Source organism: Bradyrhizobium sp. Cp5.3, assembly GCF_000426265.1.
Taxonomy (GTDB): domain Bacteria; phylum Pseudomonadota; class Alphaproteobacteria; order Rhizobiales; family Xanthobacteraceae; genus Bradyrhizobium; species Bradyrhizobium neotropicale.
In genome coordinates, this window is record NZ_AUFA01000011.1 from 57,396 (window position 1) to 74,876 (window position 17,481).

17 protein-coding genes and 1 pseudogene are annotated in these 17,481 nt (G+C 63.6%); 6 read left to right on the forward strand and 12 right to left on the reverse strand.

What is annotated here, in order from left to right:
- Nucleotides 1-4: 4 nt before the first annotated feature.
- From K289_RS0117725 to K289_RS0117745, 5 genes are all read right to left on the reverse strand, one after another.
- Entirely contained in the window at nucleotides 5-709 is a 705-nt protein-coding gene (locus K289_RS0117725; protein ID WP_027552768.1) for an alpha/beta hydrolase family protein, read from the reverse strand.
- 173 nt (nucleotides 710-882) lie between these two features.
- A complete protein-coding gene (locus K289_RS0117730; protein ID WP_027552769.1) occupies nucleotides 883-1,392 on the reverse strand; it encodes a DoxX family protein in 510 nt (169 codons plus the stop codon).
- The gene (locus K289_RS0117735; RefSeq protein ID WP_027552770.1) at nucleotides 1,389-2,171 is read right to left on the reverse strand and encodes a DNA-binding domain-containing protein; all 783 of its coding nucleotides are present in this window, start codon (nucleotides 2,169-2,171) and stop codon (nucleotides 1,389-1,391) included. The genes K289_RS0117730 and K289_RS0117735 overlap by 4 nt, the downstream gene beginning before the upstream one ends.
- Complete coding sequence (locus K289_RS0117740) at nucleotides 2,161-3,075, reverse strand: DUF692 domain-containing protein (protein ID WP_027552771.1); 915 nt, start codon at nucleotides 3,073-3,075, stop codon at nucleotides 2,161-2,163. The genes K289_RS0117735 and K289_RS0117740 overlap by 11 nt, the downstream gene beginning before the upstream one ends.
- A gap of 47 nt (nucleotides 3,076-3,122) precedes the next feature.
- Nucleotides 3,123-3,428 carry a DUF2282 domain-containing protein gene (locus K289_RS0117745; RefSeq protein WP_027552772.1) on the reverse strand — a complete coding sequence of 102 codons (306 nt, stop codon included), beginning with the start codon at nucleotides 3,426-3,428 and terminating at the stop codon, nucleotides 3,123-3,125.
- A 306-nt stretch (nucleotides 3,429-3,734) separates the two neighbouring features.
- Here K289_RS0117745 and K289_RS0117750 point away from each other — a divergent pair, with 306 nt between their 5' ends.
- Nucleotides 3,735-5,831: an adenylate/guanylate cyclase domain-containing protein gene (locus tag K289_RS0117750; protein WP_027552773.1), complete on the forward strand. Its 2,097-nt coding sequence runs from the start codon at nucleotides 3,735-3,737 to the stop codon at nucleotides 5,829-5,831.
- A gap of 259 nt (nucleotides 5,832-6,090) precedes the next feature.
- On the forward strand, nucleotides 6,091-7,290 hold the full coding sequence (locus K289_RS0117755; protein ID WP_027552774.1) for an adenylate/guanylate cyclase domain-containing protein: 1,200 nt from the start codon (nucleotides 6,091-6,093) through the stop codon (nucleotides 7,288-7,290).
- A gap of 63 nt (nucleotides 7,291-7,353) precedes the next feature.
- Here the strand turns inward: K289_RS0117755 and K289_RS50505 are convergent, their stop codons facing one another.
- The 3 genes from K289_RS50505 to K289_RS0117770 all read right to left on the reverse strand — a co-directional run bounded on the left by K289_RS50505 (nucleotide 7,354) and on the right by K289_RS0117770 (nucleotide 8,366).
- Nucleotides 7,354-7,527 (reverse strand): hypothetical protein, encoded by a 174-nt coding sequence (locus tag K289_RS50505; protein WP_156918031.1) that lies wholly within the window; start codon nucleotides 7,525-7,527, stop codon nucleotides 7,354-7,356.
- A gap of 214 nt (nucleotides 7,528-7,741) precedes the next feature.
- On the reverse strand, nucleotides 7,742-7,999 hold the full coding sequence (locus K289_RS50510; RefSeq protein WP_145928171.1) for a hypothetical protein: 258 nt from the start codon (nucleotides 7,997-7,999) through the stop codon (nucleotides 7,742-7,744).
- A gap of 37 nt (nucleotides 8,000-8,036) precedes the next feature.
- Nucleotides 8,037-8,366 (reverse strand): hypothetical protein, encoded by a 330-nt coding sequence (locus K289_RS0117770; RefSeq protein WP_027552775.1) that lies wholly within the window; start codon nucleotides 8,364-8,366, stop codon nucleotides 8,037-8,039.
- Nucleotides 8,367-8,922: 556 nt separating this feature from the next.
- On the opposite strand from K289_RS0117770, the gene K289_RS0117775 reads away from it, so the two are divergent.
- Both K289_RS0117775 and K289_RS44575 read left to right on the forward strand, forming a co-directional pair.
- The gene (locus tag K289_RS0117775) at nucleotides 8,923-9,723 is read left to right on the forward strand and encodes a methyltransferase domain-containing protein (protein WP_035685020.1); all 801 of its coding nucleotides are present in this window, start codon (nucleotides 8,923-8,925) and stop codon (nucleotides 9,721-9,723) included.
- A 698-nt stretch (nucleotides 9,724-10,421) separates the two neighbouring features.
- A pseudogene (locus K289_RS44575) lies at nucleotides 10,422-11,465 on the forward strand (TRAP transporter large permease); the annotation flags it as partial.
- A 53-nt stretch (nucleotides 11,466-11,518) separates the two neighbouring features.
- On the opposite strand, the gene K289_RS0117785 reads toward K289_RS44575, so the two are convergent.
- Genes K289_RS0117785 through K289_RS0117795 form a run of 3 tightly spaced genes read right to left on the reverse strand, consistent with a single transcriptional unit; the run spans nucleotide 11,519 to nucleotide 14,467 of the window.
- Complete coding sequence (locus tag K289_RS0117785) at nucleotides 11,519-12,517, reverse strand: SIS domain-containing protein (protein ID WP_027552777.1); 999 nt, start codon at nucleotides 12,515-12,517, stop codon at nucleotides 11,519-11,521.
- Nucleotides 12,518-12,528: 11 nt separating this feature from the next.
- Nucleotides 12,529-13,533, reverse strand: coding sequence for an N-acetylmuramic acid 6-phosphate etherase (locus tag K289_RS0117790; RefSeq protein ID WP_256380005.1), 1,005 nt, complete (start codon nucleotides 13,531-13,533; stop codon nucleotides 12,529-12,531).
- Entirely contained in the window at nucleotides 13,505-14,467 is a 963-nt protein-coding gene (locus K289_RS0117795; RefSeq protein WP_027552779.1) for a BadF/BadG/BcrA/BcrD ATPase family protein, read from the reverse strand. Before K289_RS0117795 ends, K289_RS0117790 begins: the two co-directional genes overlap by 29 nt.
- 113 nt (nucleotides 14,468-14,580) lie before the next feature.
- On the opposite strand from K289_RS0117795, the gene nagA reads away from it, so the two are divergent.
- Both nagA and K289_RS0117805 read left to right on the forward strand, forming a co-directional pair.
- Nucleotides 14,581-15,765 carry an N-acetylglucosamine-6-phosphate deacetylase gene (gene nagA / locus K289_RS0117800; protein WP_027552780.1) on the forward strand — a complete coding sequence of 395 codons (1,185 nt, stop codon included), beginning with the start codon at nucleotides 14,581-14,583 and terminating at the stop codon, nucleotides 15,763-15,765.
- Nucleotides 15,766-16,968 (forward strand): aspartate kinase, encoded by a 1,203-nt coding sequence (locus K289_RS0117805; RefSeq protein WP_027552781.1) that lies wholly within the window; start codon nucleotides 15,766-15,768, stop codon nucleotides 16,966-16,968.
- A 121-nt stretch (nucleotides 16,969-17,089) separates the two neighbouring features.
- Here K289_RS0117805 and K289_RS0117810 read toward each other — a convergent pair whose 3' ends face one another.
- Nucleotides 17,090-17,347 (reverse strand): hypothetical protein, encoded by a 258-nt coding sequence (locus tag K289_RS0117810; protein ID WP_027552782.1) that lies wholly within the window; start codon nucleotides 17,345-17,347, stop codon nucleotides 17,090-17,092.
- Nucleotides 17,348-17,481: the final 134 nt, after the last annotated feature.

Consider the following 17,481-nt stretch of genomic DNA (forward strand, 5'->3'; position numbering starts at 1 on the left):
CGCGCTAGGCAATATCCGCGAGTATCCCCGTCAGCTCTTCGGGCCGGTTGTTGGCAACCATGTGATTGGTCGCGATCTCGTGGTAGCGCCAGGCCGGGGAGTCCTTGGCGTGCCGGGCAGCGCGCCAGAACGCATCGTTGCCGATGTCGTTTTCGGGAGCCCGCGTTGCCTTGATGTAGGTCCTAGTGAATGGAAAGGACTCCAGCGGCTGCGACAGGAAAACGGGCTCCGTGAAGCAGCCCTGCGGATGGGTGGTCCGCCGTGCGGCCATCCACTCTCCTTCCGCAGGGTTGTCATAGTCGCGCGCAGGGCCCGTCACGAGCCAATCCTGACCGAGCTCGATCTTGGCGCGAGCCGGGCGCCCGAGATGCGACGAGACCGACTCGCCATTTTGAGGGACAAACGCGTCCAGATAGACAAGATGCGCGACGCGCTCGGCGATGTGCTCAAGCGCGCCGGTGACGACAAAGCCGCCATAGGAGAAGCCGAGCAGGACGATCCGGTCGAGGTCCTCGTACAGCACATGGTTGACGACGTCGCGAATGTGCGTGCCGAGGCCGACCTGCGGGCTGGACAGGTGGATGCGTTCACCGACCCCGGTCAGGCTCGGCGTAAACACGTCGTGCTGCTTGGCGCGGAGCAGCCGTCGCACATGCCGAAATCCGTGTGCGCCACCCCAGGCGCCGTGAACCAGGACAAACGTGGTCATCCCCTTAACTCCTGACAAGACGTTGCTCGGCGAGCAGAACGGGCGGATGCTAGGGTGCATTGACCGGGCATGCAATCCGGTGCTGTTCTTCCTGTCCGACGAAAGCGTCTACGTCACGCGCAGACGCTCGCCTCGAGCGGCTTGAGCAGGATGCAAAGGATGACTGATCGCGTCTATGCCGCGGGCGAGAGCGCTCGGCCGATCAGATGGTCGAGCGAGGCGCGCCCCGGCCCGTAGGCCATGATGCCGAGCGCCATCGCAGCCCATGAGATATGCACCGGCCAGCCGTCGGGCACCGTGAGTTCGACTGTCACCGTCATCAACAATAGCCCGAGCGCAGCGAATCTCGTGCCTAGTCCCAGCACCAGCAGAATCGGAAATATGATCTCTCCACAACCCGACAGGAAAGCCATCACCGTCGGTGCCGGAAAGTGATAAGGCCCGCCCGGCAGATGCAGCATGAACTCGTCGCTGAACAGCGTCACGGCTGTGTCGTTGAGCCTGAGGAAGCCACCCCATTTGAGAATGCCCGAGCGCCAGAACGGCACGGCCAGCGCCACGCGCAGCACGAGCTGGACGAGCGACGGGGTGGCAAGTGTCTGCAGCAGATGATTGGCCTTGTCGACGAGCAGCCCGGGTGACGGCAGGCCGCTGGCCGTTGTCATACGTTGATCCGTGATCATGATGCGTCTCCGGAAGCGAGCGAGGTAAATGCGCCGGCCTCGATCAGGCCAGCGATGTTCGCGGCGATGTCGAAGCCGTCCGATGTGTCGAGCGCGACCATTGCCGCCTCGCCGAGCGGCTGGCCGGACATCAGGCAGGCGGCAAAGACGGCGCCGCCGGGCGGAAGGTGTCGCACGACGACGTCGAATTCGGGCCGTGTGATCAAGGCGTCTTCCGGCGTCGAGGCGTCGATGCGCAGAACCGGTGCGCCGTCGCGGTTGGCGGCAAAGATCGTCGCGGCGGAATATTGCGAACGCACGATCCGGGCGGCGGGATGTGGCATGAACACGACGTCGGCCAGCCGCTCCTGGGCGATGCGGGAGAGTTGCGCCGGCAAAAGCGGCGCGGCGTCGCGCGCATGATAGGCGTCGAGCCACGCCCGTTCGATCCGCGCGACGTCGGCGAGCCAGGGCATGGTCTGCGCGTGCTCGTAGCGCGCGACGAAGTCGGGAAAGGCGCGACCATATTCGAACAGCAGTGGCGAGGTGGGTGGGCTGCTGCGGACGTGGGAGCGCGCCATGGCCCGGAAGAAGTCGGGGCCGGTGATGCGCTGCACCGCCGGATAGATCGCCGCGAGCGCCTCGATCAGGCTGACGGTGACGTTGTTGCGGTAGACGTTGTAGCGTTTGTCGGCGGCCTTGCGCTTTGGACCGGTCACGACCGAAGGCGTACTGCGCTCCGGATCTAGCAGCGCGGGCGCGAAGGCCGCCGCGAAGGACAGATCCTGTTCAGGCTGCATGACGACCTCCTGCCGGAGCGGCAGATTGATGGCGATCGAGGATCGCCTGTGCGGCGGCGGCTTCCGCCTGCAGGACGGGCCAGTCCGGGATCCTGCTGTCCCATTCGATCAGCGTGGGCACCGGACCACAGCGCCGGATCACGATCTCATAGAGCTTCCACACGGCATCCGCGACCGGGCCGTCATGGCTGTCGATCAAGAGCAGTTCGCCTTCGTCGTCGGCCTGCCCGGCATGGCCTGCCAGGTGAATCTCTCCGACACGCGACAGCGGAAAATCCGCAAGGTACTCGATTGCCGAGAATCCGTGGTTGGTTGCGGACACGAATACGTTGTTGATGTCCAGCAGGAGGCCGCAGCCGGTGCGCTCCGCGATGGCACGGATGAATGCTGTCTCGCTCATCGACGATTCCCGGAAGGCGACGTAGGTGGAGGGATTCTCCAGCAACAGCGGACGCCGGATCGCTTCCTGCACCTGGTCTATATGATCGCAGACACAGCGCAGCGTCGCCTCAGTGTAGGGCAGCGGCAGAAGATCATTGAAGAAGCTGGTCTCATGCGTCGACCAGGCGAGATGCTCCGAGACCAGCGCCGGTTGGTAACGCGCCACCAGGCCGCGAAAGCGGGCCAGATGCGCCTTGTCGAGCGGCTGCGGTCCGCCAATCGACATGCACACGCCATGGAGCGACAGCGGATGATCGCGGCGGATCGCCAGCAGCGCGCGATGCGGCGGGCCGCCCGCGCCCATGTAATTTTCGGCATGGACCTCGAAGAAGCCGCGCCGGCGTCCCGCGGCGAGGATCGCCGCGAGATGCGCGGGCTTGAAGCTCGTCCCGGCAATTCCGCCGATCGGGGTGGAATAGCGGAGTGGTGTCCCCGACGCGCTGGGCACGATTGCCATCGTCATGGTTTCCCTCCGCTGTTCCTTCGTTGTCGCGGCCGCGACGCGGCGCGTTAGACCGGCTTGAGCGAGCCCTTTTTGCCGTTCGGCAGCTCGATGCTGGCGCAGGTGCCGCCCTGCACGAATTTCCAGGCGTTGCCCTGGAAGTCGGTGGTCGAGGTGCCCTGGCAGGTAGTGCCCGGCCCCGCCGCGCAATCGTTCTGGCCCTTCAGTGCGACGCCGAAGCATTTTTCCTTCTTGGCGGCGACGGCCGCATCGGCCTCGGCCTTGGTCAGCGGAGCGGCGGTGGCGAGGGTGGCGAGCGCGGTCGATACCGCGCCAGCAAGAACGATCGTGGTGAAGGCATGTTTGGCAGACATCGGAGTTCTCCTTTCGAGGTGCTTCGCCTTGCAGGCGAAGGCGCATGGTCTTCTTCGTTCCGCGCGCAGGCTGCGTTACCGCCGGCCTGCTCACGAATCCGTGAGACCGATTGGATGAGGCGCACGGGTGGTGCGCTTGCGCAGGGATTAGCGGGCAAGCGTCCGCTCAAAGCCAATGCCTTGGATCTATCGAGACGTTAGCCGCAGAGCATTGGCGATGGCTGCCCGCACCTGCCATTCGTAACGAATGACGGTTGACGACGTAGAGCAATGTCAGGTGACGCGCAGACGAAGGCGAAAACGGCGATGAATGTTGATCCCGTACGGCGGCTCCACGCGATCGCAAGGCTGACGGTCAGTATCCGCCTCGCCGTTTCCGCGCTGGTCCTGGCTGCGATCCTGCTGACCGCAGCCCTGTCCAGCTTGTTGTGGTGGCGCACGGCGGAGGCGACCAGCCGCCAGCTCGCCTCGACAATCAACGAGCAGATCGTGGCGGCGGTGCGCAAGGAGGTCTCGGCCATCGTGGACGAGGCGCGCGCCGCTCATACCGCGATCCGCACGCTGTTCCTCCAGAACGTGCTCGACACCCGCGAGGCCGACAAGCGCGAATTCGTCTTCCTGTCGCAGCTGCAGTCGCAGGCGACGATCTCCTGGGTGGCCTTCGGCTGGCCCGACGGGGCCTTCTTCGCCGCGCACAAGCTGGGCGACCGGCGGTTGGAGATGATGGAAATATCGTTGACCGATCATCCAGGCCAGCGTCGCATTGATGAGTATGACGTGGTGCCCGGCGATATCGAATTCGCCAATCGCCGCTTCGAGCCGACCGGGTTTCGCGTCGCCGAGCGCACCTGGTTCAAGACCGGGCTCGCGGCTGAGGAGCCGCAATGGTTCAGGGTGACTGACCATCCGACCGGCGAACAGGCATCGATTGCCTTTGCGGGACCCATCGACGTCTATCAGGAGCGGCAGGGCGTTCTTGCCGTCATCATCGAATATACCCGGCTTGCGCGCTTCCTGTCGCAGCTCCATGTCGGGAGCACCGGAACCGCTTTCATCGTCGATGGCCGCGGCGAACTCGTCGCCGCGCCGGACAAGGAGGCCGACGAATTGCATCCGGCACGCGGCGACACGAAGCTGCTGCCGCTCGCGCGCGAGGCGCTCGAAAAGGCGGGTGACGCCGGCCGCAAGGATGCCTGGCGAAGCCATCTGACCTCAGGTGCCGCTGCCTATGAGGTTGCGCTTACGCCGCTGCCGTTTCCCGGATGGTCGCTCGCAACGGTGATCCCCGAGGCCGAATTTCTCGGCCCGGTCGAGACGACGCTGCGGCGCCTGATCCTCGGCCTTGCCTTCGGCGCCGTGCTCGCAGCGCTGGCCTCGGCGGTGCTGGCGCGCTCCGTCATTGCCGCGCCGTTGTCGCGCGTCGTCGGCGAGATTCGCCATGTGGAAACCTTCGCGCTGGAACGCGTCCGGCGGCATCCGTCGCGACTCAAGGAGATCGCGAGTCTGTCGGGCGCGATCGCCGAGATGGCAGCTGGGCTGTCCGCCTTCCGCAAGTTCATCCCCGCCGATCTCGTTCGCGCGCTGCTGCGTCAAGGCGTCGAGGCAAAGCCCGGCGGCAGCATCCAGGAGCTCAGCGTGATGTTCATCGATATCGCCGGCTTCACCGGGCTGTCCGAACGGATGGGCGACCGCGTCGTGCCGTTGCTGTCGCGCTATCTCGACCTCGCCTCGGAGGTCATCGTCGCCAATGGCGGAACCATCGACAAGTTCATTGGCGACGCCGTCATGGCTTTCTGGGGCGCGCCCCAGCCGCAAGCGGACCACGCCTTGCGATGCTGCCGCGCTGCGCTCGCCTGCCGCAAGGCCATGGAAGAGTCCGGCCTTGCCGACGACCTCGGTCAGCCGCTCCAGATCCGGATCGGCATCAATTCGGGCCGCATGCTGGTCGGCAATATCGGCTCGGAGCTGCGCCTGAACTACACCGTGATCGGCGACGCTGTGAACGTCGCGAGCCGGCTCGAAGGCGCCAACAAATCCTATGGAACGCAAATTCTGATCGGCGAGGCGACGGAACGACTGGCGCGCGGTGCCATCGTCACGCGTGAGATCGAGAGCATCGCGGTGTACGGACGGGAGGAGGGACTTTCCGTCCACGAACTGATCGGGATCGTGGATGAAGGCGCGGTCGGCAGCGGAACGGCTGGTTGGATCGCGGACTATGAGCACGGTCTCGCCAACTATCGGGCGCGCCGGTTTGCCGCGGCGCTCGCCGATTTCGAAGCCGTGTTGAAAGAGCATAGTCACGATCGTCCCGCGGAGCTGATGCGTGACCGTTGCCGGCAGTTCGTTGTGGCCGCGCCCGACGCCGCTTGGCGACCGGTGGCGGCGTTGACGTCGAAATAGCGACGCTGAACCTGGAAATGCCGTGCCAGCCTGGATGTCGTCCTGCTTTCGAGGGCAATGGCCCAGTGTCCAGGTCGATTTCGGCTCCGACGTCATCAAGCTGAAGAACGCCGTCGAAGCTCGCGTTCGTTTCGGGCTTGGCAGTGCTTGGGTCGGTTCAACTCATTGGCTAGGCGGCAATCCTGCCCGACGGGCCAGTTGACGGCGTCGAATCGGACACGATATCTCTCCGGATGCAGCCCCCGCCCAGAGGCAGGACATGGACGCGCCACGAGACACCGGTTCCGTCACCACGCAGTCCGACAACGACGTCGTGCAGTGGCTGACCAATGACACGCGCGATGAGCGCTTCATCGACAATATCTTCGCCGAGATGTGCATGCGGCTCCAGCGCGCAGGCATTCCAGTCAAGCGGGCAACGCTTCATGTTCTCATCCACCATCCGCAATGGCTCGGCGCCCGGATGATGTGGGCCGACGGGATGCGCGAGGCGGAGATCGCGCGTGTCGACTACGATGTCAGGGAGCGATCGGAATACATCGGCAGCTCCGCCAATGAGATCCAGGACGGTGCCGCCGAGGTCCGCGAGAATCTCGAGCAGGATCGCTCGCTGGGCCGCAAGCACGCGCTTTATGATGAAATGCGGGAAAAGGGCCTGACCGACTATGTGGCGTGGCCGCTCTACCATACGCTCGGCAAGCGGCACATCGTGACCTTTGCCACCGACCGCCCCGGTGGTTTCGACGATGCGCATATCGCCAGCCTGAAAGGACTGTTGCCGGTTCTGGCGCTCGTCAGCGAGATCCGCGTCAAGAACCGGCTGGCGCGGACGCTGCTGGAAACCTATGTCGGATCCCACGCCGGCGAGCTCATCCTTGCGGGTGCCACCAGGCGCGGCAGCGGGACGACAGTGCGCGCCGCGATCATGATCTGCGACTTGCGCGATTTCACCCGGATCTCGGACAGCTGGCCGCGCGATGACGTGATCGATCTCCTGAACGACTATTTCGATGCGATGTCGGAGCCGATTGCCCGGCATGGCGGCGAAATCCTGAAATTCATCGGCGACGGCATGCTCGCCATCTTCCCGCTCAGTCAACCGCAAGCTTGCGCAAATCTGCTGCACGCCGTGACCGAGGCACAACAGGCCATGTCCGCCCTGAACGTGAGGAACCGCGACATCGGCCGCGCGCCGATGAATTACGGCATCGGCGTCCACGTCGGCGACGTCATGTACGGAAATATCGGTTCGCGAACCCGGCTCGACTTCACCGTCATCGGTCCTGCCGTCAACATGGCCTCGCGTCTCGAGGCCCTCACCAAGCAGTTGGGCAAGACGGTGCTGCTGTCACGCGCATTCGCTGACCTCGTCGAGCACGATTTCGCGCTGGAGCACGTCGGCGAATATGAGGTGCGCGGCTTCAGTGAGCCGATCGAGCTGTTCGCATATAACGGTTGAAGCCGCGCTGCGCGGAGCTGGGCTCCGCGCAGGCTCGATACGTCCTCTTGTTGAGGTGAGGCATCAGTCGCAGACCCGCCTGCGAACAACAACGTCCTCGCCGAAGCGATTGGTGTGGTGGCTGATGATGGTCCGGCAGTCCGATCCGTAATCGCGATCGTAGTAATGATACCGGTCCGGGCCAGCGTAGACGCCTCCCGGTCCGACGCCGAATTCGATGGCATTGGCCGCCGTCATCGTGCCGGCCGTCCGATCCTGGAAAGCAGCAGCTTCAGGATCGGTGACTTGTTCGCCTTGCGATAGGCGAGCACTCTCCGACCTGACCGCGATCTGCCGAAGGGCAAACGGCCAGCTGCAATTTTCACATTATCGAGGCGGACTTCGACGCGAATACGAATGCGATGGGAAGATGCGGCAAAGAGCAGTGTTCGCCGGCTCGCACGAAGGGCAGCTACGCGGACCGCGCCCTCTTGCGCGCCTTGCCGTCGGCCTTCGGAAAAGGTTCGGTAAGCCACATCAGGATCTTGGTCATGCCGAGCGCATCCGGAAGCTGGCCCCGCTTCATGATTCGCTGCAGGCTCGATGCCGTGGTGCCGATCTCGGCAGCCATGCTTCGAAGGGTCTGGCCACGCTTCTCCTGCAACGCCGCAAGCGCAAGACCAAGGCGGGATACGGCGGGAGCCGCTGTCGGGCGCGTTCGGTTGGTCATGGGATTCTGCTGGTTTCCGAAGAATGGCGCCGCGGTTTCAAATCTCGTCTGCTTCACGGGCGCCGATCGGCGCCTTCGGGTTCCGCGGCTTTGAGCGGCGGCTGCCGACTAGGCCTCTGGCGGCGTCGAAGGCTTCGAGCAAGGGCGGGGTCACGGTTTCGACGACAGTCAGCGCGGCCGAAATGATGACGTGACGAAAGGAGAGCTTATCGTCCTCCTCATCGGGCGGACCGGCGCGCCGATGGAGCGGTATGGGCAATAGGCCGCCCGGGCCGCGCGATGACGGCTTGCGCGCCGGGATCATGAGCACAACAAACAGGGCATTCAGCAACAGCCAGATGCCCAGGATTATCAGAAACGTCCGCATCAAAAGTCCGCAAAACTACGGGGGCCGTAGAACAAGTGGAGCTTGCAGTATGCTTTACGCGGCCGTCACAATTGTCCGTGCGGTCTTTTAACGCAAGTTAAAAAATCACTACTTCATTCGGAAAGCGCAACATTCCGCCATCGGGGTCTGCCGGCGCCCGCCGACCAGACCCAGCCTTCCTTCCGCGGCTGAGAAGCTCCACGCCAAGCCGCCGCGGCGTGCCCCACCCGGCGGTATCTGGTGCAGTGGTCCCGTTGGCCTCGACTTCCTCTGCGAACTGCCGTGCGCGTTGTCTCGCCGTGCTCTCGTCCGTGCAATCCAGATCGATCCGACTTTCGACACGCTCGTCAGGTTCGAGCAAATGGGCTCACTTCCGTCGACCTGTCCCCGCGCGGCTTACCGCCGACGCAGATATCCTTGAAGTTGTCGATGGTACGAAGGGGCGCCGGCGCCGGCTATTGAGACGTCGGCGGCGTCCCAGCTGGACCTGCCGCCCATTGATTTAGTCCCGCCTTCGAGTTCAATTTCTCCATACCCCTCGACGCTGGAGGCGAAGATGAGCGGGATGGAGTACACCAAGGAAAACGCGAAACGGCTCGAAAGAATCTATCTCACAGGGGATGTGAAGGCACAACGCGCGGAGACAATTCGGCGCCTCGATTTGTCTGCCGGTGAGCGTGTTCTGGATATCGGGTGTGGTCCGGGCTATCTGTGCGAAAGCATGGCGCAAATCGTTGGACGTGATGGTGCTGTCGTCGGCGTCGATGTTTCGACCGACCTGATAGCCGTCTGCAATCGGCGGAAAGCGTCCGACTGGATTTCATATTCCATCGGCGACGCGACCAGGTTGAGCGAGGCAGATGCATCGTTTGATGTCGTTGTCTGCACACAGGTTGCCGAATACGTGCCCGACGTCGATCGCGCCCTCATCGAGGCATTTCGTGTCCTGAAGCCAGGCGGCCGAGCGATTTTTGTCGCGACGGATTGGGACGCTGTGGTGTGGCATTCCGAAGACCCGGAACGCATGGCCTCGGTCATGAAATCGTGGGAAGCGCACTGTGCTCACCCGCGCCTCCCAAGATCCATGGCCTGCAGATTGGTCGACGCAGGATTTCACCTGGACGGCGCATCCGTTTTTCCGATTTTGAATCTGCAATATGATGATGAGAGCTACAGCAAGGGACTGGCCCAGGGCATTCAGAACTTCGTCGGACGCAGGAACGACGTTTCTGCCGATGATCTGAACGCCTGGCATGGCGAGTTCGCTCGCCTCAGCGAGGCAGGAAGATACTTCTTCAGCACTAACCGCTATATCTTCCGAGCGTCAAAACCTGCTGTGCATACCCAGTTGAAATGACGCTCTCGGCATGAAGGCGCGGACTGAGGATGCTCGTGTCCATCACTTCGCGAGTCGCTAAGCGCGCCAGATCGGCCAATAAAAAAGCGCTGCCGGGCTCGAAATACACGTCCCCGCAGCGCTCTATTCTCTAACTGGACGCTGAAATCCCAGTTGGTTCTTAGTATGCAATGGTCATGCCACAGCTTTGTGACAGAGTCTCGCGCCAGCCGAACGCATCACCCCCGATTCCGTTGATTGAGGGAAGGCCCCACCGGGGCTGGCTTGGCGGGGCCCTCCACCCAAGCACAAGGCCGCAAACAATCGCTCGTGCGGCCCCGTCCCAAGGTGGCACTCTGCGCCTGATTGCCCGAGCTTGTCCGGGCGCTCGTCACGATAAAATCCTGACGGAGATCAGACTAAGGACCATTCGACGATTCAAGATTGCGATGGCGGGAGCATGCACCTCGAAAAATTCATCGGATCGCCATTTTTCCCCGAACTGTCCGCAAGTGAACATTCGAACCTTTCGACGTCGGGAAACTTCTAGCCAATATCGGGTTGCGACGCCCCCGGGCAGCGGCTCCCAAGGGCTTGGCGTACAGCCATCATGAGAGAGCCAGAACCCGACCCGCATTTCAGTGCGAGGAACGTACGTCTCGGTCTTCGAGCTGAGACACGATCCAGTCTGCGAAAGCGCGAACAGCGGATCGTTGTCGGCGCGCGCCATGGTCGGCTTCCTGGCGAGCCTGTGGGGTCACGTTCGCGGCGGCCTGCACTATGTGCTGGTCGGAGCGATGTACCTGGTCTCCGGCATCTCCGGCTCCAAGGCCGCCGACATGGCGGCTGTGGCTCCGGTGCTGTTTCCCGAGATGCGGCAGCGCGGGGCGAAGCCGGGCGATCTCGTTGCACTCCTGGCCGCAACGGGCGCGCAAACCGAGACTATACCGCCCTCGCTGGTTCTGATCACAATCGGCTCGGTGACCGGTGTTTCGATCTCGGCGCTGTTCACCGGCGGCTTGCTTCCGGGATTCGTGCTCGCGGTCATGCTTGGAGCGGTGGTCTGGTGGCGGTACCGCCGCGAAGACCTGTCCCACGTCAAACGGGCGAGTGGGCGAGAGATCGGGCGCGCCTTCGTCATTGCGATTCCTGCCATCGCCCTACCGTTCGTGATCTGGACCGCAGTGGTCGAGGGCGTTGCGACGGCAACCGAAGTTTCGACCATCGGCATCTTGTATTCGGTTTTCGCAGGCCTGTTGATCTATCGGCAATTCGCCTGGCGACGAATCTATCCGATGTTGATCGAGACGGCGTCGCTGTCCGGAGCGATCCTGCTCATCATCGGTGCGGCCACGGGCATGGCCTGGGCGTTGACCCAGTCAGGCTTCTCCGCCTCTCTGGCAAAGTTCATGACTGGCCTTCCCGGCGGCGCGCCTGTGTTCCTCGGCGTCACGATCATGGCCTTCGTCATTCTGGGAAGCGTGCTGGAGGGAATCCCGGCGATCGTTCTGTTCGGCCCGCTGCTGTTTCCGATTGCCCGACAGGTCGGGGTGCATGATGTCCATTACGCGATGGTGGTCGTTCTCGCGATGGGCATCGGCCTGTTCGCGCCTCCGTTCGGCGTCGGCTACTACGCGGCATGCGCCATCAGCCGCATCAACCCGGACGAAGGCATGAAGCCGATCGTGGGATACATGATCGCACTGCTGATCGGGACACTTGTCGTCGCGGCCGTGCCCTGGATATCGGTGGGGTTTCTTTAAGCCCAGGCCCGCTCGTCTGGGCCGTCGGTCGCCAGCCGGCGATTGGTCAGCTGTCAAAACGTCTCGGTAATCTTGCTCAGGCGAGGGGGGCGATCCGGGTCAAACCCGCAGGCGCGCGCCGTCTGCTCGATCATCCGATAGGCTGGAACGAGCATGGTGATCGGGTCGGTGGCGGCATCATCCTCGCTGAGCCAGGGCAGCGAGCCATGCGGTCCGCCGCAGAGATGCAGCGCGATCTCTTGCTCGCGCAACTCCTCTGCCAGCGCGTCCACCGTGGCCGCCGTTTCATCCATGAGGCGCATCATGACGACTGGCGTACGCGACGATAGCGCGGCGCGCGGCCCATGCTGCAGTTCGGCGGCGCTCAGACCAATGGAAGGCAGGCGCAGGATTTCCGAAAGTTTGAGCGCGATCTCCCGCGCCGAGCCGAGGCCGAGGCCTCGCGCCGCCACGAACACAGCAGATGCCTCGGCGAGATCATCGGCAATCGCAGACCAGTCGAGCGCCAGCGCGCGGTGCAGGCGCTCGGCCAACCTGTCGAGGGCCGACCGCAGCGCATGATCTTCCGCCAGCTCGGCAACAAGCCCGGCACTCGCGGCCATCGAACCGATCACGGTCTTGGTCGCCGCTACGGAGTGCTCTTGGCCGGCTTCGATCGGAACGACGAACTCCGCTTCGTCAGCCACCGGCGATGACGTCGCGTTGACGATGGCGATGGTGCGGGCGCCCGCGGCGCGGGCCGACCTGGTCGCTGCGACAAGATCCGGGCTGCGCCCGGACTGCGAGATCACGATGAACAGCGCATCGCGCAGCATTAGGGGCGTGCGAAATGCCGTGATCACCGAGGGAGCGCTGGCTGAAACGGGAAGGCGAAGCCGCGTCTCGACAAGGTATCTCAAGAAAACTCCGGCATGCCCGGAGCTTCCGCGCCCGCATACGACGCACAGGGGAGCGGAGCCAATCCCAATTCGCTGTGCGATGTCGCGCATGACGGGGCGGCTGCGAACGATGTTGGCGACAACATCCGCGCTTTCCCCGATTTCGCTCGCCATCGCGGATGTCGTCACGGCTCAACCGCTCCGCCTCGATTGGGCGCCGCCGCTCCCTTGGGATGTCGGTCACGATGCGAGTCACGGTTCTTGGCGAGTTCGGCAAACACGCGCCGAAGGTTGCCGTCACAGTTTTTCAGAACGGTCTCCGCATCAACTTTGTCGACACCCAACGCCAGAAGGGCTGCGGTCTTGATGTCTCCCTCAGCCTGCTCGAGCGAGCGTGCCGCGTGCGACGGATCGCAGTGCGCGATTTGTGCCACCATGGCCTCGGCGCGCCGCTTCAGCTTGGCATTGGTCGGCGGCATGTTCACCATCATGCCGCGATACACCCGGCCAAGGCGCAGCATGATCCCCGAGGAGATCAGGTTGAGGACGACCTTCTGCGCGGTGCCCGCCTTCATTCGCGTGGAGCCGGCGATCAGCTCGCGGCCGGTCTCGATCAGGATCGGAAATTTTGCCGATGCCAGCAGTGCGGTGCCGGGATTGTTGGCGACGCCGATCGTCACTGCACCGAAAGAGCCTGCGTGCTGCAGGGCTGCGACCGTGAACGGGGTCGTGCCGCTGGCGGCTACCGCAATCACCACGTCATGCGGCGTGAGCCGCGCCGCGTTCACTTGCGTGACTGCATCATCGACATCGTCCTCCGCGCCCTCGATGCTGGTGACGAACGCGCTGTCACCGCCGGCGACAATGAAGCGGACGCGCTCTTTTGGCCAGGCGAAGGTCGGCATCAGCTCGGCGCCGTCCTGGACCGCCACGCGGCCGGAGGTGCCGGCGCCGACATAGACGATGCGCCCGCGATCGCCCAGCGCCGCCTTCGCCGCTTCGGTCGCCGCAGTGATCGCGGGAAGGGCATGGCCGATCGCGGCAACTGCCGCAAGCTGGCCCTCCCACATGGCTTCCATCGCTGTCAGCAGTGACCATGCATCAAGATCGGCAAAACGGGGGTCGACTTCTTCGGTGGCCATATAGTTGATCCATGCGTCCTTAACCGCGGAACTTTGAAGCCTGTTCATGGTCAGTTTCTCGCTCAGCTTCTCGCTCAGCTTCTCTCTTGGGCAAATCCAGCTTGGGCAGGTCGAGCCGCCCTCGCGCCACGAGTAACGCACCGGCGGCTGCGTCGGCGTCGGGATGCCTCAGGCGGGCGCGCAGGTCGGGCGTCAGCCAGGGCGTAATGGCATCCGCGAGCCCGCCGACCAATGCGAGCCGGTCAATTCCTCTCGCCAGGAACAGATCAAGGAGATCGCCAATGGCGTCGGCCGCGCGTTCGACAATGCGACGGCCGACCGGATCACCCTGATTGGCGTGCCGCATCACGGTCGGCGCGAACGCAGCGTAGTCCGTGGCCCGGGCGTCTTCAGACCAGGCCACCGCCTGATAAGGATCATGATCGAATGCGCCCAGCACCTCCGCAAGCAATGGGGTCAGCTCGCCGCGGCGGTCCGCGGCCCGCAGCGCCAGTCGAACAACCTGCAGGCCGATGTCGGCGCCGCTGCCTTCGTCCGAGACCGGAAAGCCGTAACCGGCGAGCCGGATTTCGCGGCCGCCGATCAGGCCGACACCGACCGAGCCCGTGCCGGCGACCACGATGGCCCCGTCCGCGCCGCTGTGGGCGCCGAGACAGGCGGCCATGCCGTCGCTGATGAAGATAACGGACGCAAAGGGATGGGCGATCTCCTTGAGCGCCGCTTCCGCGCCCCGGCGGCCGAGCCCGGCGAGGCCAATTCCGGCGCGCATCCGCGCAAGATCCTCTCGCGCGAGGCCAGCCTGTGCGCTCGCGGCTTCGGTCGCCTCCATGATGGAACGCCAGGCCTTTTCGACGCCAATCCGCGTCGTGGCAGGGCCCGAGCTTGCTTCGCCGAGCAGCCTGCCGTTGTCGTCCTCGATCCGGGCGCGGCAGCGAGTTCCGCCGCCATCAATGCCGAGATACGTGATACCCTTTGTTCCCATCGGATGTTAACGCGAGGGCTTCGGTCCGGGTCCCCCAATGCGTAGATGGGGAACATTTGAGATTATAGCACTCGTCTCACGGGTCTGTGACTGCCACTCTCGGATGAACGCTGATGGGCGACTGCTCCTCTTCCGACGTTCTCACGATTGCTGCGCCGCAAATCTTTGACGGTATCGCCATGCGCGGTCCGGGAGCGATCAGGATTTCGAAGGGCCGGATTGAAAGCATCGCTTTCGGAACGTCCGAGCCGCGCGCGTCAATCCAGCTTCCTCGAGACGCGATCCTTGCACCCGGATTCATCGACATTCAGGTGAACGGAGGCGGCGGCGTTCTTCTCAACGACCAGCCAACCGAGGCCGGCGTTCGACGCATCGTCGCGGTGCACCGCAAGGCGGGGACCACGGGCTGCTTGCCGACCCTCATCACCGATCGAAGCGAGATCATCGAGCGATTGGCCGCGGCAGCCGAGGCGTGCCTCAAAATTCCCGGCGTGCTCGGCTTTCATCTGGAAGGGCCGGCCCTCAACAGGTCCCGCAAGGGCATTCATCCGGAAGCCGAGATACGTGTGCCCAACGGCCGCGATCTCGCCGCGATCAAGAGATTTGGGAACCGCGGCCGCTCCATTGTGACCCTGGCGCCGGAATGCGTGCCCGCGTCCATGATCGACGCATTGATCGGCGCCGGATTGCGGATCGCGGCGGGCCACAGCGACTCCACCGCAGCCGACATCGGGCGTGCGGTCGATCGAGGCGTCTCGGGGGTGACCCATCTGTTCAATGCCATGTCGCAGTTGAACGCGCGGGAGCCAGGCCTGGTGGGCGCCGCGCTCGGGGATGACCGGCTGTTTGCAGGGATCATCTGCGACGGCATCCACGTTGACCCGCTCAGTTTGCGCGTTGCCTTCCGCTGCAAGGGACGTGATCGATTGATGCTGATCACCGATGCCATGCCATCGGCGGGCACGAACGATCAGAAATTCATGCTGCAAGGACGGCAGATCACCTTGCGCGACAATCGCTTGACGGGCCCCGATGGCACACTCGCGGGCGCTCACCTCACGATGATCGAGGCGGTGCGCAACGCTGTTGCGCTGCTCGACATCTCGCTTGTCGATGCCCTGATCATGGCTTCTCGGACTTCAGCGGCGTTTCTGGGTCTTGAGTCCGAGCTCGGACGGATCTCGCCCGGATACCGCGCGGACCTTGTCGCCTTCACTCCGGACTTCGAGGTCGTCGGCACATGGATAGGCGGTGTCGGTTCGATCGACGAGGCGAGCGAGGCTTCCAGGCGAGGTTAGATGCGCAATCATCCCATCATCGTGCAAAAATATGGTGGTGTCTGCCTTGAAACACCGGCGAAGATTCGCGCGGTTGCGCGCAGTCTCGCCGAGCTGCATGGCCGTGGTCATCGCGTCGTGGCGATCGTCTCCGCCATGGGCACGACCACCGATCAATTGATCCAGATGGCTTACCAGGTGAGCCCGGCTCCCAATCGCCGCGAGCTCGACATGCTGCTGACGACCGGTGAGCGCATCAGCATGTCCCTGATGAGCATGGCGCTTGCCGATCTCGGCGTGCCCGCAATCAGCTTCACCGGCAGCCAGGCTGGCGTGATGACCGACGACTCTCATTCATCGGCGCGCATTCTGGATGTGCGGCCCATTCGCGTGCGCGAGGAACTCGATCGCGGGCGCGTGGTGGTGCTGGCAGGATTTCAGGGCGTGAACCCGGCGACCAGGGAAATCACCACGCTCGGCCGGGGCGGCAGCGATACCACGGCGGTTGCAATGGCTGCGGCACTGAAAGCCGAGCGTTGTGAAATCATCAAAGAGGTCGACGGCATCTGTTCGGCCGATCCGCGCATCGTGCCGGATGCAAAGCCCCTGCGGCGCGTGGACTTTGCATCCCTGTCGGAGATGTGCTTCTGGGGCGCAAAGATCCTGCATTTTCGCAGCGTAGAGCTGGCGCAAAGTCAGGATGTGCCTCTGGCTCTCAAGCGGTGGGGTAGCGTTGAACACAGCACGCAAGTGACGAAAGAGGTTGCAGGCATGGAAAGCGGTAAGGTTCTGGCCGTCAATGCGATCGCTCGCATTGAGCACGTGGAAATCGATTCCAGGGATCTCAATCACGGGTTCGAGAAATTCGCGCAGCATCTCAAGCAAAATAGCCTGTCGTGGCCGCAGCTCCTGGCATCGCACTTCGCCGCGGGGAGAACCAGCATGACGGTAGCCTGCGATGCGGAGTGGTTAGATGCCCTGTCGCGTACGCTGGAGGACGCCAAGGATCTGCGCAAGCAGCGCGAGGCGTCAAGCTCGGTGAGTCTCACCTGTTTCGGCGGCGTTTCATCGGAATTGCCGTTCAGGGCGTTGCAGGTTCTCGGACATCACGGGATCGTCCCCGACAGTTACGTGCTGTCGCCGCATTCGGTCAGTCTGTTTGTCCCCGTGGAGAGCCGGGAGGCCGCGGTCAAGGCGTTGCATTCGCTTGTGCAGCAGGCGTAGCTGCCGCCTACACCTTGGTCATTGTTGCGGTGACGACGAACGCGTGCTCCCGCATCCGCAACACCCCCGGCATAGGTGAACCGTGGCGGGCATTCGACGCCGCGGAGTTGATGTTCCCGCGCTAGGTCTCGTGTGCCACGTCAGACGCCTTGTCGAGCCGACCTTCCAACGTCTCGATCGAGGCGCGGAGGTTGCTGCGCCGATCCCTCAGCGTCAGTGCCAGCATGGGGTAGGTGGGACTGCTCGGGTCCGAGTTGTTGCCCTTCAGCTCCGCTTCCTGAATGTCGGCATCCAGCATCGCGACGCGCCAGTGCAGGTCGGAAATCAGGGCGTGGAGATGAAGGGTGGCGGACGCATTGAAATGGGACATTGGCTGCATGTGTTCGCCTCAATCTGGAACAGAGCCCGTCGGGGCTTTTGGGGTTTGCGAACAGTGCAGCAAAAGGAATGCCAGTTTCTTGACAAGGCGCGGGGGGACCGTGAACGCGAGCAGACGTCGGAGCCATTGGCAAA